Raw genomic sequence first — 20943 nt, 5'->3', positions numbered from 1 at the left:
TCCGGGGGGAGTTGGTCATGTCCGGATGGTAGGGGCCATGGCCGCGCGTGAAGATATGTCAGGCCGACCGTCAGCCCCCGCGGATGAGGTCCGAGCATTTCTCGCCGATCATCATCGTGGTGATGCAGGGGTTCACCGCCGGCAGGAACGGCATCACCGAACCGTCGGCCACCCGCAGTCCGCTGACGCCCTTGACCCGCAGATGCGGGTCGAGCGGGACGCCCAGGTCGTCCGCGGCGCCCATCCGGACGGTGCAGGCGGGGTGGTAGACGGTGTTGTGGGTGGTGCGGATGTAGTCGAGCAGTTCAGCGTCGGAGCGGACATCGGGGCCGGGGGCCAGTTCGGCGCCGGCCCAGTCCGCCATCGGGGGCTGGGCGGCGATCTCGCGGGCCAGCCGCAGCCCGTAGGTCATCACGCGGACGTCGTGCTCGTCGGTGAAGTAGCGCGGGTCGACCTTGGGCTTGTCGCGGAAGTCGCGGGTGCGCAGCCGGACGGTGCCCAGCGAACGGGCCCGGGTGACGTTCGGGGTGAGGCAGAAGGCGTTCTCCGAGGTGGGGTAGCCCCGGCGGTAGGTGTTCATGTCGAAGGGCACCGACCCGTAGTGGAACATCAGGTCCGGCCGGTCCAGGCCGGGCTCGGTGTCGGCGAAGATGCCGATCTCCCACCACTGGGTGGAGGAGGTGACCATGGGCTGCTTCGCGTCCCACATGATCACGCCCTCCGGGTGGTCCTGGAGGTAGGAGCCGACGCCGGGGGAGTCGACGAGCGTCTCGATGCCCATCTCGCGCAGATGCCCGGCCGGGCCGATCCCCGACAGCATCAGCAGCTTGGGGGAGTCGATGGCGCCGCAGGAGACGACGACCTCGCGGCGGGCACCGACGCGCCGGGTGTGGATCAGGTCGGCGGCGAGGTAGTCGACGCCGGTGCAGCGCCGGTCGTCGTCGAAGACCAGCCGCTTCGCCTGGAGGCCGGTGCGTACGTCCAGGTTCGGCCGGCTGCCCATGACGGGGTGCAGATAGGAGACGGACGCGGAGGAGCGGGTGCCGTCGGGGCGGCAGTTGATCTGAAACCAGTTGGCGCCGCGGACGACGGTGCGGCCGGTGTTGAAGGCAGTGGTCGGAATGCCGGACGCCGCGCACGCCTCCAGGAGGGCGACGCCGCAGGGGTCGCGGGGCGGGACGCTGCGCAGCGTCACCGGGCCGCTGCGCCCGTGGTGATCGCCCGGGGCGTCGTTGGTCTCCAGGCGCTGGTAGAGCGGGAAGCATTCGGCCGCGCTCCAGCCCGTACAGCCCGAAGCGGCCCACTCGTCGAGGTCCTCGGCCGGTGCCCAGAAGGCGATGCAGGAGTTGTGCGACGAGCAGCCGCCCAGCACCTTGGCACGGGCGTGCCGCATGAAGCTGTTGCCGTTCGCCTGCGGTTCGACCGGGTAGTCCCAGTCGTAGCCCGATTCGAGCAGTCCCATCCACTTGTCGAGACGCAGGACGTTCGGGTCGTCGACATCGGAAGGGCCGGCTTCCAGGAGGCAGACGGTGACGGAGGGGTCCTCGCTGAGCCGGGCCGCCACGACGGCGCCTGCCGTTCCACCGCCGACGACGACGTAGTCGAACGTGTCCAGCGGTTCGTTGTCCGTACGGTTGTCGTCCACGGGGGCCTCTCGGGGCTTGGTGCTGTCGCCAGCTCAGGGCTTCTTGGGGGTGGTGGGGTCGGGGACGTCGGCGGCGTGGCCGGCCAGAACTCCCGTGCGCTTGCGCTGGATGAACCAGTAGTAGGCGAACCCCCCGAGGCCCACGACGCCGATGAAGAGGAAGGCGCCCCAGCGCAGGTACCAGTGCTGCGGGCCGGTCGCGTTGTAGACGGTGGCGCGCGGCCAGGCGAGGTTGAGGGACATCGCGGCGCCCCACAGCACGGCGAGGATGTTCACCGGGAGCCCGAACTTGCCGAGGGAGAACTTCCCTTCGACCGGGGTCCAGTTGCCGCGCAGCCGCTGGTACAGCATCGGCAGCGTGACCAGCAGATACGCCAGATAGATCATGATGATCGCGATGCTGGTGATGACGGAGAAGATCTGCGGCTGGTTGATGTTGATGACGAGGATGCCGACCGCCACCAGGCCGATCACGACGGCGGGCAGCACCGGTGTCTGGAAGCGCGGGCTGACCTTGGCGAGCAGGGACGCCGCGGGCAGGTTGTTGTCCCGTGCCATCGCGAACGCCAGCCGGATGCCGGCCGTGTGCACCGCCAGTTCGCACACGGTGATGGCGATGACCACGCACCACAGGACGATCTGTCCGATCGTCGAGCCGAGCGTGGAGAGCACCACGTACTGCAGGCCGTCCACCGACAGTTCCTTGGCCTGCAGATCGGGCACCGCGAGCAGCGCGAAGAGCAGGATGAGGCCGCCGATGATGAAGGAGGCGATCAGCGCCCGCAGGATCGCCCGCGGCGCGTTGCGGCCCGGGTTCTTGGACTCCTCACCGAGCGACGAGGCCGTGTCGAAGCCGTACATGACGTAGGCGGAGGCCAGGGCGGCGGTGAGGAAGGCACCGAAGTAGCCCAGCTGGTCGCCCTTGCCCAGGCCGTTGGTCTCGAGAAGCGCGCTGGGGCCGCGGGTGACGTGCGCGGCGAGGAGAATGATCAGGATGACGGCGGCGATCAGCTCGATCGCCACGCCCGCCGAATTGATCCGCGCCATCAGCTTCACGCCGAACGCGTTGACCAGCGTGGTGAACGCGACGAGCACGGAGCCCAGCAGCACGGCGTTGGCCGCGGCGTCGGTCTTGCCGGTGCCGTCGCCGATGAACTGGAACCACGAGGAGATCTGCGGCAGCGTCACCTGGTAGGCGAGGGCGACGGCGGACAGCGAGACCATGGTGGCGGTCAGCATCATCCAGCCGCCGAGCCAGCCGATGTGTGGCCCGCCCAGTTTCTTGGACCAGTTGTAGATCGACCCGGCCACCGGGTACCGGGCGGCCAGCTCGCAGAAGCACAGGGCCACCATCAGCTGGCCGACGAAGACCATCGGCCACGACCACCAGTACGCCGGGCCGCCGAAGCTCACACCGAAGTAGAAGAGCTGGAAGGTGCCGGTGAGGATCGAGATGTAGCTGATCCCCGCGGCGAAGGTGTGGAAGTTGCCCAGGGTGCGCTTGAGTTCGGGTTTGTAGCCGAGTTCGGCGAGCGAGTCGTCGTCGTGTGTCCCGTCCGCCCGGGTGCCCGGGCGGACGGGTTCGGATCCTGGGTCGTTCACTCGAACCACCTCTGCGGCTGCGGCGCGGTATTGCGCCAGACGTGCTTGGCTTCCTGGTATTCCGCAAGGCCCGCCGGGCCCAGCTCGCGGCCCACGCCGGACTGCTTCATGCCGCCCCATTCGGCCTGCGGGACGTACGGGTGGAAGTCGTTGATCCACACCGTTCCGGCGCGCAGCCGGGAGGCGACCCGCCGGGCGCGTCCGCTGTCCTGCGTCCAGACGGCACCGGCCAGGCCGTAGATGGTGTCGTTGGCGAGGGAGATCGCCTCTTCCTCGTCGCGGAACCGTTCGACGGTCAGTACCGGGCCGAACGATTCATCGCGTACGACGGACATGTCCGGGGTGCACTCGTCGAGCACCGTCGGCAGGTAGTAGAAGCCGTCGGCCAGTGACGGGTCGTCGGGCGCCGAGCCGCCGCACAGCAGTACGGCGCCCTCCTCCAGCCCCGCGGCCACATACGCCTCGATCTTCGCCCGGTGCGCGGCGGAGATCAGCGGACCGGTGCGGGCGTTCTCGTCGAACGGCCCGCCCAGCCGGATGCGCCGGGCCCGGGAGACCAGCTCGTCGACGAACGCGTCGTGCAGCTCGTTCTGCACGAGCAGCCGGGCCCCGGCCGAGCAGACCTGGCCGGAGTGCAGGAACACCGCCATGAGGGCGTAGTCGATGGCGGTCTCGAACTCGGCGTCCGCGAAGACGATGTTGGGGTTCTTGCCGCCCAGTTCGAGGGCGATCTTTTTCACCGTCGGCGCGGCCGCGGCCATGATGCGGCGGCCGGTCAGCAGACCGCCGGTGAAGGACACCATGTCCACCAGCGGGTCGGTGGTGAGCGGGGCGCCCACGGCGGGCCCGGTGCCGAGGACCAGGTTGGCGGCCCCGTCCGGCAGCCCCGCCTCGGCCAGCAGGCGCATGAGGTGGATGGCCGTGTGGGGCGTCAGCTCGCTGGGCTTGAGGATGATGGTGTTGCCTGCGGCGAGGGCCGGGGCCACCTTCCAGGCGGTCTGGAGCAGCGGATAGTTCCACGGCGTGATCAGCGAGCAGACGCCGACCGGTTCGTGCTGCACCGTGCTCTCGACCTCGCCGATGCCCGTGTCCACGACCCGGTCGGTGCCGCCGGCCGCGGCGAGGTTGCCGAAGTGGCGGAAGCAGTTGGCGATGTCGTCCATGTCGTACGCGCTCTCGACCAGACGCTTCCCGGTGTCCAGCGATTCCTCCCTGGCCAGAGCGGCTTTGTCACGCTGCAGCAGGTCCGCGACACGCAGGACCAATCGGCCGCGTTCGGCGACCGGTGTCCGTGGCCAGGGCCCGTCGTCGAAGGCCGTACGGGCCGCGGTGATCGCCGCGGCGGCGTCCTTCGGCCCGCCTTCGTCGACGGTCGCGACCAGCGTGCCGTCCGCCGGGCAGCGGATCTCGCGCACCTGCCCGTCGGCGGCTGCGGTCCACTGACCGCCGATGAACAGCTCCGGCATGTGGGGCCTCCGGTATCCGGTCTTGTAGGAGCCTGCGGCGGGCGCGGGGCCCGACCGGCGGCACGCTGCCGCCGGGACGCCGGCCGGCCCGGCGATGCGGACCTCGGTGACGATGTCTGCACCGACAGTAAGACGGGTCCCGCGGGGCCGCACGATACGAAGGGCCGGGCGGGGGGTGGCCCGTAACCGCGCAGGTCGGCGCGGGTGACGGGAACGGCCTGAGGGCGGCGCCCCGGCCACGGCGGGGGCACGGTGACGTCTTCCGGTGATCGCGGCCGGCCGCCGGTCGGGGGGCTGCGAGGCGGCTCCGCCCGGCCGGGACAATGGAAGGCATGTCCACCGCGCCCGGCCCCGCCCCTGCCCTCCCGGTCCCCGACGCCGCGGCCTACCTCACCGGCCGCTGGCGCATCGACCGCGCCGTGTACGACCTGCGCGGGGGCACCGAGGGCCGCTTCCGCGGCACGGCCGAATTCCGGCCCGCCCCGGCGGGTGACGCACTGCTCCACCTGGAGGAAGGCGAGCTGACCTGGGGCGGTGTGGTGAATCCGGCGAGCCGGACCCTCCGGGTGCGCCCGCTGCCGGACGGCACCGCGGAGGTCGACTTCGCCGACGGGCGGCCCTTCCACGACCTGGACCTGCGCACCGGCAGCTGGATCGCCGTCCACCCCTGTGCCGCGGACCGCTACGAGGGGACGTTCACCGTGGTCGCGCCGGACGAGTGGCACCTGCGGTGGCGGGTCGGCGGCCCGGCCAAGGACCAGTTGCTGCGGTCGGTCTACCGGCGCGAGGGCGACTGACGCACCGGGATGTCGCGTACTGCTGTCCCGCGTCTCCGCTCAGGTGCGGAGGCGGGGGACACTGCTGGGGTCAGTCCTTCACCGCGCGCACCGCGTACAGCATCGGGATGATCGGCTCCGACGGAGGCAGACGCCACCAGCCGTTGTCCGACGGGACCATCGACGAGAAGCGCTTCCAGGGCAGCAGCTCGGTCTCCCGTACGACCTGGACGGTGAGACCCGCGCCGACCACGGCCGAGATGACCTCGCCGATGCCGTGCCGCCACTCGTAGCTCGTCGTCGCACCTCTCACGGGTGGGCCGTCGGTGTACGTGCACGGCGTGTCGCTCCGGAGGGGGCCGCGTCCGCCCGAGTAGTCGTGACGCAGCAGGAGATCTTCACGCTCCGGGCCGGGCGTCGGGCCCAGCGCGTCCAGCAGCGGGTGGAACTCCACGAGGTAGAGGGCCCCGCCCGGCCGCAGGAGGGAGCTGACGACGCCGGCCCAGGCGGCCAGGTCGGGCAGGTAGCACAGCGCGCCCTTGCCGGTGTAGATCACGTCGAACCGGCGGTCCCCGAGCGCGTCGGCGGCCCGGTGGACGTCGCACCGGACGAACTCCACGTCCCGGCCCGCCTCGTCGGCGAGCCGCCGCGCCTCCGCCACCGCAGCCGCGGAGAAGTCCAGGCCCACGGCGCGCGCGCCCCGTTCCGCGAACGCCGCCGTCTCGGTGCCCAGATGGCATTGCAGATGCAGGACGTCCCGCCCCGACAGGTCGCCCAGATCGGTCCACTCGAACGGCGCGAACCAGTCGTCGGCGGTCCTGGATCCGTCCAGGCCGTAGAACTCGCTGGCCACATGGACGGGGGTACGGGCATCCCAGTTGGCCTGATTGGCCCGCAGCATGTCCTCGGTGGTCGGCGGCTGCACGGCGGTCGGCGCCGTTCCGGTCCCCGGCGGCGTACAGGTCGGGGGCATTGCCGCAGCCCCCGGCGCGGCCCCGGCCAACGGCTCACTCTTCTCTGTGGTCATCCTTCCTTCTACCGGCCCGCCCGCCGCGTACACCAGACCGCATGGCCGACGGCCGGCGAGTCCCGTCGCCGCGACGCCCCGGAACCCAGTACGACCTCGGGTCAGCTCTCGGCCGGGGTCCAGACCTCGCCGTCGAGCACATTGCGCATCCCGACCCACACCATGTTCATCAGGCGCAGGGTGATTCGCTCGGGGGACTCCTCGGGGTGCCGCGCCATCCAGTCGGTGAGCGTGTCCGCGGCGCCGACCAGGGCGTGCGCCACGAAGTCGGCCTCCTCGGCGGCCGGGCGGGCGGCGCTGTCCGCGACGCCGTCCTGGATCAGCCCGGCGACCTCCGCCATGACCGCCCGGCGTCCGCACGCGACCTCCGCGGCGATGGCCGGGCTCAGTTCCGCCGCCTGGCGGTGCAGTATCACCCAGCTGCCGCGGTGCTCGGTGACGAAGGTGAAGAACGCCAGCAGCCCGGCCCGCAGCCGGAGTTCGGGGGAGTGCGCCTCACCTGCCGCGGCCTGGAAGGCGGCCACCAGGCGGCCCGCCTCGCGCCGCAGGCAGGCGAGGAACAGTCCTTCCTTGGAGTCGAGGTAGAGGTAGACCATCGGCTTGGAGATGCCGGCCTGCTCGGCGATCTCGTCGACCGCGGCGGCGTGGTAGCCGCGTTTGGCGAAGACCTGGATCGCCGCGTCGATGATCTGTTGTTCCCGGACCGGCCTGGGGATGCGTCGCCTGCGTGTATCGCTCATCCTTGCCAGCCTATCCACCACCCGCGTAAACTTACTCTTTAGTAAGTTAACGGTTGGGTGGGCGAGGTCGACCCAGGCCGTCGAGCAAGGAGGTTTCCGTGGCCGACGACGTGCGTGCGCGGCTGGCCGCGCTGGACTTCGCGAGCGTCACCCCGCAGGAGTTCGCGAGCATCGTCAAGGGGCTGACCACCCGCCAGATCTCCGAGCTGGCCGAGGGCGAGCTGCGGGCCCGGGTGCTCGCCGAGGTCTTCGGACGGATGAGCCGTCAGTTCCGGCCGGAAGCCGCGGGGACGGTGACCGCCGTCATCCGGTGGTGCATCACCGGCGAGTCCGAGGTGGTGTACGAGACCACCATCGCGGACGGGGAGTGCACCGTGCGCAAGGGCCGTACGGACACCGAGCCGCGGCTGACGCTGACCATGGGGGACGTCGAGTTCCTCAAGCTCGTCTCCGGCAACGGCAACCCGATGACGATGCTCCTCACCCGCAGGCTCAAGGTGTCGGGTGACCTCGCCCTGGCCGCCGCGCTGAACCGCTACTTCGACATCCCGAAAGCCTGAGGACGGCGCGCGCGGGCACGCCCGCGACAGGCGGCGGGCGGTGCCGCGCGGGTCGCTCACCTGATGTGGGGCGCTCGCCCGTACTCGTGGGCGGGCCCGTCCCGCCACTCCACCCAGAGCGGGTCGTCGAGGATCTCTCCCGGTTCGGCCACCCCTGCCCGGCGCAGGAACTCGATCAGGTCCTGGTCGTCATGGGCGAGGCCGAGGATCTGTTCACGCACAGTGACCCGGCGCCCACCGGTGGGGGAGGGGCGGTGGACCACGATCGGAGCTTGGCCGCGCATGCCCCCAGCCTGCTCGGTAGCCGCCCGCACCGCAGCCGGACGGGCGGATCCGCCCGCGGGCCCTGCCGGGTGCCGGGCCAACCCACGCAGCCGGACGGGTCGGGCGCCGGGCCGTACGGGGGTCCGCTCGCCTCCGCGGGACGCCGGGCTCAGATCGAGAGCGGCACCGGGTGTATCTCGTCCGCCGTATGGCCCGTGCGGGTGTGGATGCGCTGCACCGCTTCTGCCGAGGGAGCCTCGGACAGGCAGAAGACATCGCCGGAGGCCGGGTCGGCCCAGGCGCGCTCGAAGTGGACGTTCTCCTCGTTCTCGATGGCGAGATCGGCCTCGTGCGCCTCTTTGAGCTGCGCGGCCGTGATGTCCTTCATCCCGCGGTGGATGTCCATGAATTTGGCCATCGGTCTCACTCCTCCGACTGACAGACGCGGCCACCCCTTCCTCCATGGTGCATCCGATTGCCCCGGAGGGGGATATTCGCCCTTCGCGGCCGGAATCGCGGGCGCCCGACCGCGGAGTGCGTCCGTGGTTCCGGCCGCTCCGGTGCCCCTCGGTTCGCGCCACTCCGGTGTGCGGTCGCGAAGGGCTCGTGGAGCGGACAGGTGTAAAGCGAGGCGGACGTGGTAGGTGAACCGGAACAACGCTCCGCTCCGCCAGAGCTGTTGGTCGGGTGACCACCGGTCCGGAGGCGGTACGGGAGCGGTCCACCACCTCTCGGTGGGCCGGGCCCGTTCCCGCGGTGCGTGTCCGGCGCCGGGTGTCGCCGGGGACGGTACGGGCCGCCGCCCCTGAGTGGCGAGGTGGCGGCCCGTACCCGGCCCCGAGCGCCCCTCAGCCGGCGCAACGGGCGATCGCGGTCACCCGCCCTCGGCTCATCGTCGCGAGCCGGGGCGCCCGCCGGGCGAGCACCTCGTCCTCGGTGACCACGACGCACGTCAGCCGGTGCTCGTCCCACAGTCCTTCGAGCAGCGCGGCCAGGCCGTCGCGCTCGCCGGCTCCCAGTCCGGCCGTCGGCTGATCCAACAGCAACACGGCCGGCCGCTTCACCAAGGCCCGCGCCAACGCCACACGGCGCCGGTCTCCTTCGCCCAGCTCCGATGGCGGGCAGTTCCGTCGGGCGCCGAGACCCACCTTCTCCAACGCCTCGTCGGCCAGTTCCCCACGGTCCGCGGGGCGAAGCCGCAGCGGCACCAGGGCGCCGGCCACGTTCTCCCGGGCGGAGAGACCCGGCGTGAGACCGCCGCCGTGCGGCACGGTCCCGATCGACTCGGCACGGATGCGGGCCAGCCGCGCCTCGGTCACCGTGGCAAGGTCCGTGCCGTCCAGTTCGACGCTGCCGCGGGTGGGCCGTTCCACCCCGCCCAGAACGCGTAGCAGCGTCGACTTGCCCGCCCCGGCCGGCCCCTGCACGACCAGCGTGTCCCCTGCCTCGATCCAGAGCCCGACTCCGTCCAGTGCCCGTACCGGGCCCTGCGCGCTCCGATAGGACTTGGTCACGCCGGTCAGGTGGTACACGGGTCTCCTCTTGCTCCGTCGGCCGGGCGGGCCGAGCGGCAGTGGTACGGGGTGCTGTCGGGCGCCGGCCGGGGAGGACCGGGTGGGCCTGGGACGTGGGACGACCGTACGGACACGGTGTGACGGCTCGCTGAGCGCCGCGTGAGAGCGCGATGAGAAGCGCGGCCGGCGGGGCGTGGGGTCTGGCCCCGCGCCCCGCCCGGCAACCGAGCGCGCCGCAGGCCGGGCTGCGGATGAGGCAGCCCGGCCTGCGGCGTGGTGATGGGAGGGTCGGGGTCTACAGCTCCTGGATGCGGATGTTGCGGTAGGAGATGACGTCGGTTTCGCTGTGGACCTGGAGGCCGATGTAGCCGGAGGCGTAGCGGCGGCCGTCGGTGCCCGGGTCGTCGCCGCGCGGCGGGCTGAACTCCTGGCCGCCGGTGTTGTCGAACTCGTTGAGCAGGACGCCGTTGCGGTAGACGGCGTAGTGCTGGCCGGTCACCCGGATCTCGTAGTCGTTCCAGGTGCCCTTGGGAGTGACGCCGGCGCCGCCGAGTCCCACACGGTCGAAGCCGTAGAGCGATCCGGTCTTGTACATGTCGCAGTCGGGGCGGTCGAGGATCTGGACCTCGTGCCCGTATTTGATGGCGACCCACTCGGGGCGGGGCTCCTCGGGATGGTCGTGCACGTTCGGGAAGCGCACGAACACTCCGCTGTTGGCGTTGCCCGTACCGGGGGCGTCGTCCCGGAACTGGAGCTTGAGCGAGAAGTCGTCGTAGGTGCGCTGCGGGAGCCAGAGCATGCCCATGCCCGGGACGGTGGAGGAACTGGTCATGGTGCCGTCCTCGCCGAGCGCGAAGGAGCCGCCGCCGACCTGCTGCCACCGGTCGAAGGACTTCCGGGTGCCGTCGAAGAGGTCGCGGTAGCCGGTGTGCTGCCCCGGGGTGCCGATGCCGGACTGCTTGGCGGCCCGGTTGACGGCCTTGTACTCGCGGTCGTCGAGGACCCCGGCGGTGCGCAGACGGTCGGTGACGGCGCGGACGTGTTTGAGGAAGAGGGCCTGGGAGGACCAGTCCTTCTCGTCCTCGATCAGCTCGTTGACGGTGCATCGGTTGCCGGTCATACGGTTGGGGATGCCGGTGTTGACGGTGCCCACGATGACGGTCAGCCGCTCGTCCCATTCGGGGCAGTTGGGCGCGGGCACGCCGCCGCCCTGGGCGACGGTGAACGACACCGTCCGGGCCTCCGAGGTGTTGCCGGCCTCGTCGGTGGCGCGGTGGGCGACGGTGTGCCGGCCGGCGCGGTCCACGACGACCGGCGTGGAGTAGGCCAGGAAGGGGCCGCCGTCCATGGCGTACTCGGTCTTCGCCACGCCGGACTCGCCGTCGGTGGCGGCGAGGGTGACGGTGGCCCGGTCGAGGTAGTTGCCGTCGGAGTTCTTGTCGCCGGTGACCTCGGCCGTGGTCTCGGGCGGTGTGGTGTCCTCGGCCGGCGGGCTGACGACGGTGAAGTCCGCGGACTTCTCCGGCGCGGCGTTGCCGGCCTTGTCGGCGGCGCGGTAGCGGACGGTGTGGGCGCCGGCGTCGTGGACCATGACCGGGGTCGTGTACGCCTGATAGGCGCCGTCGTCGAGGGCGTACTCGATGGTGTTGACGCCGGAGCCGGTGTCGGACGCCGAGACGGTGGCCGTCGCGCTCCCGATATAGGCGCCGTCCGCGTCCTGCTCGCCTTCGAGCTTCACCGATGTCTCGGGCGGGGTGGTGTCGTCCGTCGGCGGTGAGGCCACGGTGAACGCCGTGGACTTCTCCGCCGCGGCGTTGCCGGCCTTGTCGGTGGCGCGGTAGCGCAGGGTGTGGGCGCCGACCTTGTCGATCACGACGGGCGCGGTGTACGGCTGGTAGGCGCCGTCGTCGAGGGCGTACTCCACGGTGTCGACGCCGGAGCCGGCGTCGGACGCCGTGACCGTGGCGGTCGCGCTGCCGATGTACGCGCCGTCGGCGTTCTGCTGGCCTTCGAGCTTCAGCGACGTCTCCGGCGCGGTGGTGTCCGAGCCCCCGCCGTCGGTGACGACGAGCACGCCCTGCATCCCCTCATGCCCCGGAATGGTGCAGTGGTAGCGGTACCTGCCCGGAGTGAGGGTGACCTCCGCGGTGTGCTTCCCGCCCTCCGCGTCGCCCGGATTGGCAAGGATGTTGAGGGTGACGTCCTGGTTGTACTCGGAGTCGGAGGTGACGAAGGTCAGCGTGTGCGGCATCCCCATGGTGTTGCCGGTGGCCGCGCTGTTCTCGAAGACGATGGTGGCCTTGCCCGCGACCGCCGTGGCGGGTGCCGAGGCGTACTTCGTGATGTCGTCGCCCGCGGTCCAGGTCAGGATCTGCTCGGCCTGCTGCGGGGCGGGCTGACCGTACGCGGTCGCCGAGGCCAGGCCGAGGACGAGGACCAGCGCGGACAGCAGCGCCGTCCATGTCCTGCGGCGCTTGCAGTACTTCCGGAACTCCCGGTATCTCCTGTGTCCCCGGTTCATCAGGATGCCTTCCTGGCCAGTTGCTGCGGCAACGGGGTGGGCTCGCCGCCCTTGTAGGCGATGCGCCAGAGCGCGGACTTGGGGTCGGAGGTGAAGAAGCCGCGCCCGTAGTCCAGGACGTAGAGCGCACCGTCGGGCCCGAACGTCCAGCCCATGAGGTTGCGGATGCCGTCCGCGCCCACCGGAATGATCTTGTCGAGGCTCTCCGCGTGCGCCGGCAGACCGCCGCCGCCCGCGGTCTTCGGGTCCATCACGACGGCGTGCCGAGGCTGCTCGCCGTCGTAGAAGTCCCCGACGAACCACTTGCCGTCCCAATAGGCGGGCCAGGCGTCCTTGCTCGCGCTGTCCGGGTCATGGCGGTAGACCGGGCCGTCCATCGCGGCCTGCCCGCCGCCCTTGAGCCAGGGGAGCAGCAGCTTCTGCTGCGACAGCTCGTAGCTGGGGACGCCGTTGGCGTTCCGCGGGAAGTCGGGGCCGCCGCCCTGCGGGGAGTACCAGATGTTGTTGGACTCGGCGGGCGGGATGTCGACCAGGCCGTCGTTGTGCGGCGACTCGTTCTTGAGGTGGTCGCAGTCGTACCAGCCCAGGGGCTTGGTGGGATCGGGCAGATTGCGGTCGCGGTAGGGCTGCTCGTTGCCCATGCAGAACGGCCAGCCGCGGTTGGAGGCGTGGGTGATGACGGCGAAGGTGTCGTACTTCGCCGGGCCCCAGGTCGGGCTCGGCGCACCGGCGTCCGGGCCGACCCAGCCCGCGTACAGGGTGTCGGTCTTCTTGTCGACGGAGATCCGGGAGGGGTTGCGTACGCCCATCACATAGATCTCGCCGCGGGTCTTGCCACCCCCCTCGTCGGTCTCCTTGCCGGTGAAGAGGTTCCCTTCGGGCAGGGTGTAGGTGCCGTCCTGCTCGGGGTGGATCCGCAGGATCTTGCCGTTGAGGTTGTTGGTGTTGCCCGCGGTGCGCCGGGCATCGGCGAACGCGACGCCCTTGTAGGTGGGCTCCGGGTTGTTACCGGAGTAACCGTCGCTGAACTGCGAGGAGTTGTTGTCGCCGGTGGCGATGTAGAGGTTGCGCGCGGAGTCCCACGCCATGCCGCCGCCCGCGTGGCAGCAACTGTGGACCTGCACGGGCCACTTGAGGAGAACCTTCTCCGAGGACAGGTCCAGTCTGTTCGTGGTGGGGTTCACGGTGAAGCGGGAGACCCGGCGTTCGGCCATCTGCTTGTCGCGGTCGATGCGGGAGTGCGGGGTGTAGTGGAGGTAGATCCAGCCGTTGGAGAGGAAGTCCGGATCGAGCTCGATGCCCAGCAACCCCTCCTCGTTCTTGACCAGTTCATCGCCGCCGCCCTTGTTCCCGAAGACGGTCACCGAGCCCGCGAGGGTCGCCTTGCCGGTCTTGGGATCCCAGATGTGGACGGTGCCTTCGCCCTTGCCGACCTCGGGGTTGTTCCAGTCGGTGACCACCGGCGTGCTCGCGTCGCCGCCGCCGCGGCCGATGTAGAACACCCGGCCGTCCTTGGCCGTCACCAGCCCGTGCGGCTCGCCGATCTGGTCGGAGCTGCCCGGCTTGTTGGGTGAAGTGACCCGCTCCGCCTTGTAGTTGGTGGTGATGGTCGCCTGGCAGTCGGCGCGCGCGAGCCGGGTGGTCCACAGCAGGGCGCCCCGCAGGTGGCTGCGGAAGTCCGTCTCCTGGAAGCTGTCCGCGGTACCGCCCATGGCCGTGTAGAAGGAGCGGCCGCCGTCGTAGTCACGGCACCACGACACGGGGTGGTCCCAGCCGTTGGCGCCGGTGCCCGGCTGGTAGGTGTTCTCCCGCACCCGGGCCACGGTGTGCACCGTGCCGCTGGGGTTGGTGGACCAGTTGAGCCACCGGTCGGGGCGTTTCCACTCGACGGGCAGGTCCTTCGTGGCGGGATGGGCGCGGTCGCCGACCTCGACGGTCGCGCGTTGCGCCGCGGCCTGGCCGGAGCCCGTGGGCCGGGCCCCGATCAGACCGGTGAACCAGTCCGAATACGGTTCCGCGCGGGCCGCGTCATGGATGCCAAGGAAGCCGCCGCCGGCCTCCATGTAGCGTTGGAGTCCGGCCTCCTGGTCGGGGTCGAGGACGTCGCCGCCACCGGTGAGGAACACGACGGCGTTGAACTTCCCCAGCCGCGGTGCGGTGAACACCGAGGCGTCCGCGGTCGCCTCGATGGTGAAGTGCTCGGCGGCGGGTCCCTGCCGGCCGATCTTCTCGATGGCCGCGATACCGGCGTCCACGGTGGGCGGCTCGTCGCCCGCCGACGCGTGGAAGACCAGGACGCGTACGTTCTCGCCGCCCGGTGGGGACGGCAGGCTCAGCCGGGCGGCGGACCGCTCGGGGGCGGTCCCGGCCACGGCGGGCGAACCGCCGAGCAGGGCCGCGGTGACGGCCGTGGCGATCATCCCTGCCACCCAGCCATGTCGGGGCTTCGGTCTGCCGGTGTTCAACCCTCTGTGGTGCGAGGGTTCCTGACGCGGTGTGCGTCGCATGGTCCACCCATCCCTCATCGGTCACACAACAGCCGATGAAGCTAGACCTCTTTCGGCGACTCGCCAAGAGCTATGACCGTGACACGACGAACTTTGTCCTGGGTGTGGATAAACTTGAGGTGGGCGGCTACCGTCCAGACAGCTCACTTCGCGCCACTTCACTCGCACATCCCTCGCCCCTCGCACCCCTGTGCCGCGCACTCGCCGATGGGAGCACGATGACCGAGGCAGCCGAAGCCACCCCGCCGCCCGCCCTGCCGAGACGACTCTTCAATCGCCGCTTCCTGGCCGGCGGCGCCGCCGTGGCGGCACTCGGCCCCACCGCCGCGGCCGCAGGCCCCGCCCCTGGCGCGGCAGCCGCCGACACGCGGACGGCAGCCGCGGGCACGGTGAAGCACCTGAAGCTGTACGCCGAGAAGCTGCCCGACGGGAAGCGCGGCTACGGCCTGGAGAAGGGCAAGGCGTCGGTCCCCGGCCCGCTGATCGAACTCAACGAGGGCGACACCCTGCACATCGAGTTCGAGAACACCATGGAGGTCGAGACCGGCCTGCACGTCCACGGCCTCGACTACGACCTGGCGAACGACGGCACCAAGATGAGCCACAGCACCGTCGAGCCGGGCGGCACCCGCACCTACACCTGGCGCACCCACGCCCCGGGCAGGCGCAAGGACGGCAGCTGGCGTCCGGGCAGCGCGGGCTACTGGCACTACCACGACCACGCCGTGGGCACCGAGCACGGCACGGGGGGCATCCGTGCGGGGATGTACGGGCCGGTCGTGGTGCGCCGCGCCGGTGACACCCTGCCGGACAAGCAGTTCACCATCGTCTTCAACGACATGACCATCAACAACCTGAAGGCCGGTCCCGACTTCAAGGCGACCGTGGGCGAACGCGTCGAGATCATCATGATCACGCACGGCGAGTACTACCACACCTTCCACGTGCACGGTCACCGCTGGGCCGACAACCGCACCGGGCTCCTCCAGGGACCCGACGACCCGAGCCGGATCATCGACAACAAGATCACCGGCCCGGCCGACTCCTTCGGCTTTCAGATCGTCGCAGGGGAGGGCGTCGGCGCCGGCGCCTGGATGTACCACTGCCACGTCCAGAGCCACTCCGACATGGGGATGGCGGGCCACCTTCTGATCGCCGAGGCCGATGGGTCGATTCCCGGCCATGATGGTCACGAGAACCACGCGTCCCACCACAGCACCGGGTGAACACCCCTTATTGGAGCGGGTGTTCGAGCGTCCCGGCGAAGTCGTCCGCAGAGCCGCCGAACTGAGCAAATGACTGTGCCGCTCGCCTGCAACAACCGCCATTCGGTGGGTATGTTGGGGGCTGCACCGGAGGAGCCGCAGCCCCCGTCGTGGCGCGGCAAGCGGCTGCCTCAAGGCGGTGGATGTCGAAGCGACGGGAAAGTGTCGAATGAGCCAAGAAACCCAACCGCAGTCCAGCACCGTCGATGTCAGCGTCCCGAGCGTGGCGCGGATGTACGACTACTACCTCGGCGGCAAGGACAACTACGCGGTTGACCGCGAGGCCTGCGAAGAGCTCAACAAGGTGGTGCCGAGCACCCAGGTGCTCGCCATCAACAACCGGCGATTCCTGCAACGCGTGGTGCGCTGGCTCGCTCGCGAGCACGGCATCCGGCAGTTCATCGACCACGGATCAGGTCTGCCGACCCAGGACAACGTCCACCAGGTCGCGCAGCAGATCGACCCGCAGTCCCGCGTGGTGTACGTCGACAACGACCCCATCGTGCTGGCGCACGGCCGCGCGCTGCTGGAGGAGAACGCCAACACCGCGGTCATCCAGGCCGATATGCGGGACACCGACGGCATCTTCGGCAGCTCCGAGGTCAAGCGGCTGATCGACTTCGACAAGCCCGTCGCCGCGCTGTTCGTCTCCGTCCTGCACTGCATCTCCGACGCCGACGACCCGGCCGGACTCATAAAGCGGGTCGCCGACCGGCTCGCCCCGGGCAGCTTCCTGGTGGTGTGTCAGCTGGTCAGCGAGGATGCGGCGACCCGCGACTTCGTCACGGAGTTCATGCGCGTCAGCACGGAGGGCCGGTGGGGCCGGGTGCGCCAGGCGCACGAGCTGGCGGGCTTCCTCGACGGTCTGGAGATCGTGGAGCCGGGCCTGGTGGAGGTCTCCACCTGGCGGCCGGACGCGGACCTCGGGCCCAAGCAGGCCACCAAGGAGTGGATCGAGTTCGGCGGCGTCGCCCGCAAGTCGTAGGACCTCGCCCCCGAGGGCGGAGCGGGACGAAAGAGACCAAGACGAAGAAGAGGCGGGCCCCCGAGGGGCCCGCCTCTCTTTGGTCCTGTGACGGTCTTCGGGCTCTTGCCGCCCGCACCGCGCTGCCGCCGGCGCGCGGCTCAGGTGTCCTGCTTCAGCAGTCGCTCCAGCATCGCCATCGACTCGCGGGGCGACTCGGCCTGCGCGCTGAGCCGGTCCATCACGGCGAGGTAGTGATCGACGTCATCCCGCTTGTCCAGGTAGAGCGCGCTGGTCAGCTGCTCCAGATAGACGATGTCCGGCAGATCCGGCTCCAGGAACCGCAGGATGGTGATCGGCCCACCGGCGGCCGCGAGCCCGCCGAGACTGAACGGGGCGATCTGGAGGGTGACGTTCGGCAGTTCAGCCATCGCCATCAGATGCCGCAGCTGTCCCTCCATCACCTCCGGGCCGCCGAGCGGGCGACGGAGCGACGCCTCGTCGATCACGGCCCACACCCGGGGCGCGTCGGGGATGGTCAGCAGGGCCTGCCGCTGGACGCGCAGCGCGACCCGGCGCTCGATCTCCTCCGCGGAGGCGCGCGGATGACCGAGCCGCGTCACCGCGCGGGCGTAGTCCTCGGTCTGCAACAGGCCCGGTACGAACTGCACTTCATACGTACGGATGACGGAGGCGGCCTCTTCGAGACCGATGTGGGTCTCGAACCAGGTGGGCAGCACGTCTCCGTACTGGTGCCACCAGCCGGGGGTACTGGTCCGGCGGGCGAGCGTGAGGAAGACCTCGCGGTCGGACTCGTCCGTGACGTGGTAGAGCGTCAACAGGTCGGCGACATCCCGTTCCTTGCAGCCCACCCGTCCCAGTTCGAGACGGCTGATCTTCGCGTGTGAGCCGCGGATGGCGTCACCGGCGGCCTCGCGGGTGATGCCGGCCGACTCACGCAGCCTGCGCAGCTGCGTGCCCAGCACGATGCGCAGGACGGTCGGGCCGCCCCGCGGGTGCTCAAGGTAGCGGCGCAGAGACGGTTCGCTGCTCGGCTGCGCGGCGATCATGCAGACTCCCCTGAGTGGTCGGGCGAACGCCCAGTGTCCCATCGCCCGGTGCGTACGTACAGCCGTGCTGACTATCCGGTCGACATATGCGTCAGTTGCGGGGGATGAGGTCGTCGAAGTCGCCGTCCTTGGCGCCCTGGACGAAGGCCGCCATCTCGTCGCGCGTGTAGATCAGGGCCGGCCCCGCAGCGAACCGCGAGTTGCGTACCGCGACTCCGCCGTCCGAAAGAACAGCCAGCTCAACGCAGTTGCCGCTGGGGTTGCTGCGGCGGCTCTTGCGCCACACGGCGCGCTCGATGCTGGTCGCCTGCATGCCGTTGGTCACCGGCTTCATAACAGCTTCTCCTTGCTGGAGGACGGTCCTCCGCCCCTGTTTCGAGCTCGCGATCACGGTGGCGTGAACAAGCCCCTGTGCGACCGTCCTTACCGATGTAATTGCAGATGCACTTGCAGCGAGGGACGGCTGACGAGGATATTAGCCCTCCAGGGCAATCCCGCCCAGCCCCGAATGCCCTTCGCGGAGATCGTGATGACGACACATCCGGCAGAGACCGTGCACGACGCCCTTCGGGAGGAACCGTGTGAGGACGCCTGGTGGATGCCGGGCCCCGACGGCTTCGCCGCCTGCGCCTTGAGCAGTTCCGCCCGCACCGTGGCGGAGGCCCGCCGCTTCACCCGGGCGACGCTCGAAAGCTGGAGACTGTGCTCCGCGCTCGCCGAGGACGCGGCCCTGGTCGTCTCCGAACTCGTCAGCAACGCCCTGCGGTACGGCGCCGGCGGGGGCGACGACTCGGCCGCGGTCTGTCCGGCCTGGCTCGCGCTGACGCGGCAGGACAGCACGGTGCTGTGCGCGGTCTCGGATGCCGGCACCACCGCGCCGGTCGTCAAGGTGCCCGACCATCTCGCCGAGTCGGGCCGTGGCCTGCACATCGTCGACCAGCTGAGCGATGCCTGGGGCTGGACACCGCCGGACCGGTCGGGGAAGACGGTGTGGGCCACGGTGTCCTCGGCGCGCGGCTGACGCTTCGTGGCAACTGAAGTTCTGGGTAAGGGTGTTGGCGGCTGCGCGCGTCGGCGCCCCGGGCGGACCGGAACGCGTCAGGTCGGATGCCGGGGGAGCGCCATCGTCCGGAGCGGCCGGGCCCCGACCGACCTGATCACCCACGAAGGGGAGTTGTCGGGGCGACCGGCCATCCCGCCCTACGCCCCTAGGGGCGGACGTAGGGCCGGGTCAGGATCTCCATGTTGTGGCCGTCCGGATCGGCGAAGTAGGCGCCGCGACCACCGAACAGGCGGTTGATCTGCCCCGGTTCGGTGTGGCCGGGATCGGCGTAGTAGGTGACCCCGACGGTTTCCAGGCGGGCGATCATGTGCTCGAACTGCTCGTCGGGCACGAGGAACGCGTAGTGCTGCGACTGGATCGGCTCGTCACGCTTCTCGTAGTAGTCGAGGGTCACGCCGTTGCCGAGATCGACGGGCAGGAACGGCCCGAAGGGCGCCCCGACCGGCAACCCCAGGATGGCGGCAAGGAACTCGGCCGACAGCTGCCGGTCCCTGGTGAGGACGACAGTGTGGTTCAACTGAACTGCGGTAGTGGGGAGTTCGGACCTGCCTCGGCGGTCATACGGTTCATTCGGCATGTGTGGTGTCTCTCCGGGTCTCGGGATCCGCTGGGAAGGGCGCCGTCGGGCGCCGGGCAGAACGACTCGGAAGGAAGGGCGGGGCTCTTGCCCGCCGCGCGCTCACGCCGGGGCCGGGAACCTCACTCGTGCATGGCTCATGGCCGACCCGGTAGTCACCCGAGCGACTGTAGTGATCAGTACCGGCGGCGGCAACGCGGTTTTTCGGATGCACCGCTGCGGGCCGAGAGGCGCCGGCATCGGCGATCCGCGCGGGGATCGCGGAGTCCGGCGCCCCTCAGCGGGAACGTGCCGAAGGTGGTGGAACCGAAACGGCGCGGCGGCCGAGCGTCGCCCGGCCGCCGCGCCGCCTCCTCGGAAGATGCCGCCTAGGCTCCGTCGGGCGCGGCATCCGGCAGCCCGAAGGCCGACAGGAGCTGCTCGGCGGCGAGTGTCGCGGTGATCCGGCCCTCGCGGACCTCGTGCTCGATCTCGGGGCCCACGCGGCGTACCTCCGGATGGTCCTGGAGGCGGTCGATCAGGCGCTCGCGGACCATCGACCAGGTCCAGTCGACCTGTTGCGCGCGACGGCGCTCGGCGAGCGCGCCGGTGGACTCCAACAGCGTGCGGTGCTGCTCGATCCGCTCCCACAGCGCCTTGAGGCCGGTGCCCTCGCGGGCGCTGCAGGTCAGTACGGGCGGCGTCCACGCGGCGTCCGGCGGCTGCAACAGCCGCAGGGCGCCGGAGAGTTCACGGGCCGCCGAGCGTGCGTCCCGTTCGTGCGGGCCGTCCGCCTTGTTGACCGACACGAGGTCCGCCAGCTCCAGCACGCCCTTCTTGATGCCCTGCAACTGGTCGCCGGTGCGGGCCAGGGTCAGCAGCAGGAAGGTGTCGACCATGTTGGCGACGGTGGTCTCGGACTGCCCCACGCCCACCGTCTCGACCAGGACGACGTCGTAGCCCGCCGCCTCCATCACCACGATGGATTCGCGGGTCGCCCGCGCCACCCCGCCCAGCGTCCCGGACGTGGGCGACGGGCGGACGAACGCCGCCGGGTCGGTCGCCAGCCGCTCCATCCGGGTCTTGTCGCCCAGGATGGAGCCGCCGGTACGGCTGGACGACGGGTCGACGGCGAGCACCGCCACCCGGTGTCCCAGCCCGGTCAGCAGCGACCCCAGCGCGTCGATGAACGTCGACTTGCCGACACCCGGCACACCGCTGATGCCCACCCGGCGGGCCGCACCGGAGTGCGGCAGCAGCTCGACCAACAGCCGCTGGGCCGCCGCCCGGTGGTCGGCGCGGGTGGACTCCACCAACGTGACGGCGCGGGCGATCCAAGCCCTGGAGCCCGCGCGGACACCCTCGGCGTAGCGTTCGACATCGATCCTCGCAGGCATCAACGG

Annotated in this window: 19 protein-coding genes; 5 read left to right on the top strand and 14 right to left on the bottom strand. The window is 70.6% G+C overall.

Going from position 1 to position 20943, the window contains the following annotated elements; translation table 11 throughout:
* Nucleotides 1-70: 70 nt before the first annotated feature.
* From QOM21_RS07235 to QOM21_RS07225, 3 genes are all read right to left on the bottom strand, one after another.
* Complete coding sequence (locus QOM21_RS07235; protein ID WP_407555599.1) at nt 71-1615, bottom strand: GMC family oxidoreductase; 1545 nt, start codon at nt 1613-1615, stop codon at nt 71-73.
* A 63-nt stretch (nt 1616-1678) separates the two neighbouring features.
* Complete coding sequence (locus QOM21_RS07230) at nt 1679-3247, bottom strand: APC family permease (protein ID WP_407548910.1); 1569 nt, start codon at nt 3245-3247, stop codon at nt 1679-1681.
* The gene (locus QOM21_RS07225) at nt 3244-4713 is read right to left on the bottom strand and encodes an aldehyde dehydrogenase family protein (protein WP_407548909.1); all 1470 of its coding nucleotides are present in this window, start codon (nt 4711-4713) and stop codon (nt 3244-3246) included. Before QOM21_RS07225 ends, QOM21_RS07230 begins: the two co-directional genes overlap by 4 nt.
* A 332-nt stretch (nt 4714-5045) precedes the next feature.
* Here QOM21_RS07225 and QOM21_RS07220 point away from each other — a divergent pair, with 332 nt between their 5' ends.
* Nucleotides 5046-5510, top strand: a complete 465-nt coding sequence (locus QOM21_RS07220) for a DUF6314 family protein (protein ID WP_407548908.1) — start codon at nt 5046-5048, stop codon at nt 5508-5510.
* A 70-nt stretch (nt 5511-5580) separates the two neighbouring features.
* Here the strand turns inward: QOM21_RS07220 and QOM21_RS07215 are convergent, their stop codons facing one another.
* The gene (locus QOM21_RS07215; RefSeq protein WP_407555598.1) at nt 5581-6390 is read right to left on the bottom strand and encodes a class I SAM-dependent methyltransferase; all 810 of its coding nucleotides are present in this window, start codon (nt 6388-6390) and stop codon (nt 5581-5583) included.
* Between the two features lie 227 nt (nt 6391-6617).
* Entirely contained in the window at nt 6618-7256 is a 639-nt protein-coding gene (locus QOM21_RS07210) for a TetR/AcrR family transcriptional regulator (RefSeq protein ID WP_407548907.1), read from the bottom strand.
* Nucleotides 7257-7354: 98 nt separating this feature from the next.
* Between QOM21_RS07210 and QOM21_RS07205 the strand changes: the two genes are divergently transcribed.
* Nucleotides 7355-7816: an SCP2 sterol-binding domain-containing protein gene (locus QOM21_RS07205; RefSeq protein ID WP_407548906.1), complete on the top strand. Its 462-nt coding sequence runs from the start codon at nt 7355-7357 to the stop codon at nt 7814-7816.
* A gap of 56 nt (nt 7817-7872) precedes the next feature.
* On the opposite strand, the gene QOM21_RS07200 is transcribed toward QOM21_RS07205, so the two are convergent.
* The 5 genes from QOM21_RS07200 to QOM21_RS07180 all read right to left on the bottom strand — a co-directional run bounded on the left by QOM21_RS07200 (nt 7873) and on the right by QOM21_RS07180 (nt 14535).
* Nucleotides 7873-8100, bottom strand: coding sequence for a hypothetical protein (locus QOM21_RS07200; protein ID WP_407548905.1), 228 nt, complete (start codon nt 8098-8100; stop codon nt 7873-7875).
* 149 nt (nt 8101-8249) lie between these two features.
* Complete coding sequence (locus QOM21_RS07195) at nt 8250-8498, bottom strand: SCO4226 family nickel-binding protein (RefSeq protein WP_407548904.1); 249 nt, start codon at nt 8496-8498, stop codon at nt 8250-8252.
* 430 nt (nt 8499-8928) lie between these two features.
* The gene (locus QOM21_RS07190) at nt 8929-9612 is read right to left on the bottom strand and encodes an ABC transporter ATP-binding protein (protein WP_407548903.1); all 684 of its coding nucleotides are present in this window, start codon (nt 9610-9612) and stop codon (nt 8929-8931) included.
* A 277-nt stretch (nt 9613-9889) separates the two neighbouring features.
* Nucleotides 9890-12115 carry an OmpL47-type beta-barrel domain-containing protein gene (locus QOM21_RS07185; RefSeq protein WP_407548902.1) on the bottom strand — a complete coding sequence of 742 codons (2226 nt, stop codon included), beginning with the start codon at nt 12113-12115 and terminating at the stop codon, nt 9890-9892.
* A complete protein-coding gene (locus QOM21_RS07180; protein ID WP_407548901.1) occupies nt 12115-14535 on the bottom strand; it encodes a ThuA domain-containing protein in 2421 nt (806 codons plus the stop codon). Before QOM21_RS07180 ends, QOM21_RS07185 begins: the two co-directional genes overlap by 1 nt.
* A 341-nt stretch (nt 14536-14876) precedes the next feature.
* On the opposite strand from QOM21_RS07180, the gene QOM21_RS07175 reads away from it, so the two are divergent.
* Both QOM21_RS07175 and QOM21_RS07170 read left to right on the top strand, forming a co-directional pair.
* Nucleotides 14877-15848 (top strand): multicopper oxidase domain-containing protein, encoded by a 972-nt coding sequence (locus QOM21_RS07175; protein WP_407555597.1) that lies wholly within the window; start codon nt 14877-14879, stop codon nt 15846-15848.
* A gap of 208 nt (nt 15849-16056) precedes the next feature.
* On the top strand, nt 16057-16872 hold the full coding sequence (locus QOM21_RS07170; RefSeq protein WP_407548900.1) for an SAM-dependent methyltransferase: 816 nt from the start codon (nt 16057-16059) through the stop codon (nt 16870-16872).
* Between the two features lie 140 nt (nt 16873-17012).
* On the opposite strand, the gene QOM21_RS07165 is transcribed toward QOM21_RS07170, so the two are convergent.
* Nucleotides 17013-17921, bottom strand: a complete 909-nt coding sequence (locus QOM21_RS07165) for a helix-turn-helix domain-containing protein (RefSeq protein WP_407548899.1) — start codon at nt 17919-17921, stop codon at nt 17013-17015.
* 91 nt (nt 17922-18012) lie between these two features.
* A complete protein-coding gene (locus tag QOM21_RS07160; RefSeq protein ID WP_407548898.1) occupies nt 18013-18255 on the bottom strand; it encodes a DUF397 domain-containing protein in 243 nt (80 codons plus the stop codon).
* A gap of 195 nt (nt 18256-18450) precedes the next feature.
* Here QOM21_RS07160 and QOM21_RS07155 point away from each other — a divergent pair, with 195 nt between their 5' ends.
* Complete coding sequence (locus QOM21_RS07155) at nt 18451-18942, top strand: ATP-binding protein (RefSeq protein WP_407548897.1); 492 nt, start codon at nt 18451-18453, stop codon at nt 18940-18942.
* A 187-nt stretch (nt 18943-19129) separates the two neighbouring features.
* Here QOM21_RS07155 and QOM21_RS07150 read toward each other — a convergent pair whose 3' ends face one another.
* Both QOM21_RS07150 and meaB read right to left on the bottom strand, forming a co-directional pair.
* Nucleotides 19130-19561 carry a VOC family protein gene (locus QOM21_RS07150; protein ID WP_407548896.1) on the bottom strand — a complete coding sequence of 144 codons (432 nt, stop codon included), beginning with the start codon at nt 19559-19561 and terminating at the stop codon, nt 19130-19132.
* 368 nt (nt 19562-19929) lie between these two features.
* Nucleotides 19930-20937: a methylmalonyl Co-A mutase-associated GTPase MeaB gene (gene meaB / locus QOM21_RS07145; RefSeq protein ID WP_407548895.1), complete on the bottom strand. Its 1008-nt coding sequence runs from the start codon at nt 20935-20937 to the stop codon at nt 19930-19932.
* Nucleotides 20938-20943 lie beyond the last annotated feature (6 nt).

Origin of the sequence: Streptomyces sp. Pv4-95, from assembly GCF_045782725.1 — a bacterium.
GTDB lineage: Bacteria > Actinomycetota > Actinomycetes > Streptomycetales > Streptomycetaceae > Streptomyces.
This window is presented reverse-complemented; position numbering and strand designations above follow the sequence as displayed.

What these genes read in the sequence shown, in the direction of transcription:
- QOM21_RS07150 (WP_407548896.1), bottom strand. Translation starts at nt 19,561, where the DNA reads ATGCCGAATGAACCGTATGACCGCCGAGGCAGGTCCGAACTCCCCACT.
- QOM21_RS07215 (WP_407555598.1), bottom strand. Translation starts at nt 6,390, where the DNA reads ATGCTGCGGGCCAATCAGGCCAACTGGGATGCCCGTACCCCCGTCCAT.
- QOM21_RS07170 (WP_407548900.1), top strand. Translation starts at nt 16,057, where the DNA reads ATGAGCCAAGAAACCCAACCGCAGTCCAGCACCGTCGATGTCAGCGTC.
- QOM21_RS07225 (WP_407548909.1), bottom strand. Translation starts at nt 4,713, where the DNA reads ATGCCGGAGCTGTTCATCGGCGGTCAGTGGACCGCAGCCGCCGACGGG.
- QOM21_RS07210 (WP_407548907.1), bottom strand. Translation starts at nt 7,256, where the DNA reads ATGAGCGATACACGCAGGCGACGCATCCCCAGGCCGGTCCGGGAACAA.
- QOM21_RS07200 (WP_407548905.1), bottom strand. Translation starts at nt 8,100, where the DNA reads ATGCGCGGCCAAGCTCCGATCGTGGTCCACCGCCCCTCCCCCACCGGT.
- QOM21_RS07220 (WP_407548908.1), top strand. Translation starts at nt 5,046, where the DNA reads ATGTCCACCGCGCCCGGCCCCGCCCCTGCCCTCCCGGTCCCCGACGCC.
- QOM21_RS07165 (WP_407548899.1), bottom strand. Translation starts at nt 17,921, where the DNA reads ATGATCGCCGCGCAGCCGAGCAGCGAACCGTCTCTGCGCCGCTACCTT.
- QOM21_RS07195 (WP_407548904.1), bottom strand. Translation starts at nt 8,498, where the DNA reads ATGGCCAAATTCATGGACATCCACCGCGGGATGAAGGACATCACGGCC.
- meaB (WP_407548895.1), bottom strand. Translation starts at nt 20,937, where the DNA reads ATGCCTGCGAGGATCGATGTCGAACGCTACGCCGAGGGTGTCCGCGCG.
- QOM21_RS07180 (WP_407548901.1), bottom strand. Translation starts at nt 14,535, where the DNA reads ATGATCGCCACGGCCGTCACCGCGGCCCTGCTCGGCGGTTCGCCCGCC.
- QOM21_RS07185 (WP_407548902.1), bottom strand. Translation starts at nt 12,115, where the DNA reads ATGAACCGGGGACACAGGAGATACCGGGAGTTCCGGAAGTACTGCAAG.
- QOM21_RS07160 (WP_407548898.1), bottom strand. Translation starts at nt 18,255, where the DNA reads ATGAAGCCGGTGACCAACGGCATGCAGGCGACCAGCATCGAGCGCGCC.
- QOM21_RS07155 (WP_407548897.1), top strand. Translation starts at nt 18,451, where the DNA reads ATGACGACACATCCGGCAGAGACCGTGCACGACGCCCTTCGGGAGGAA.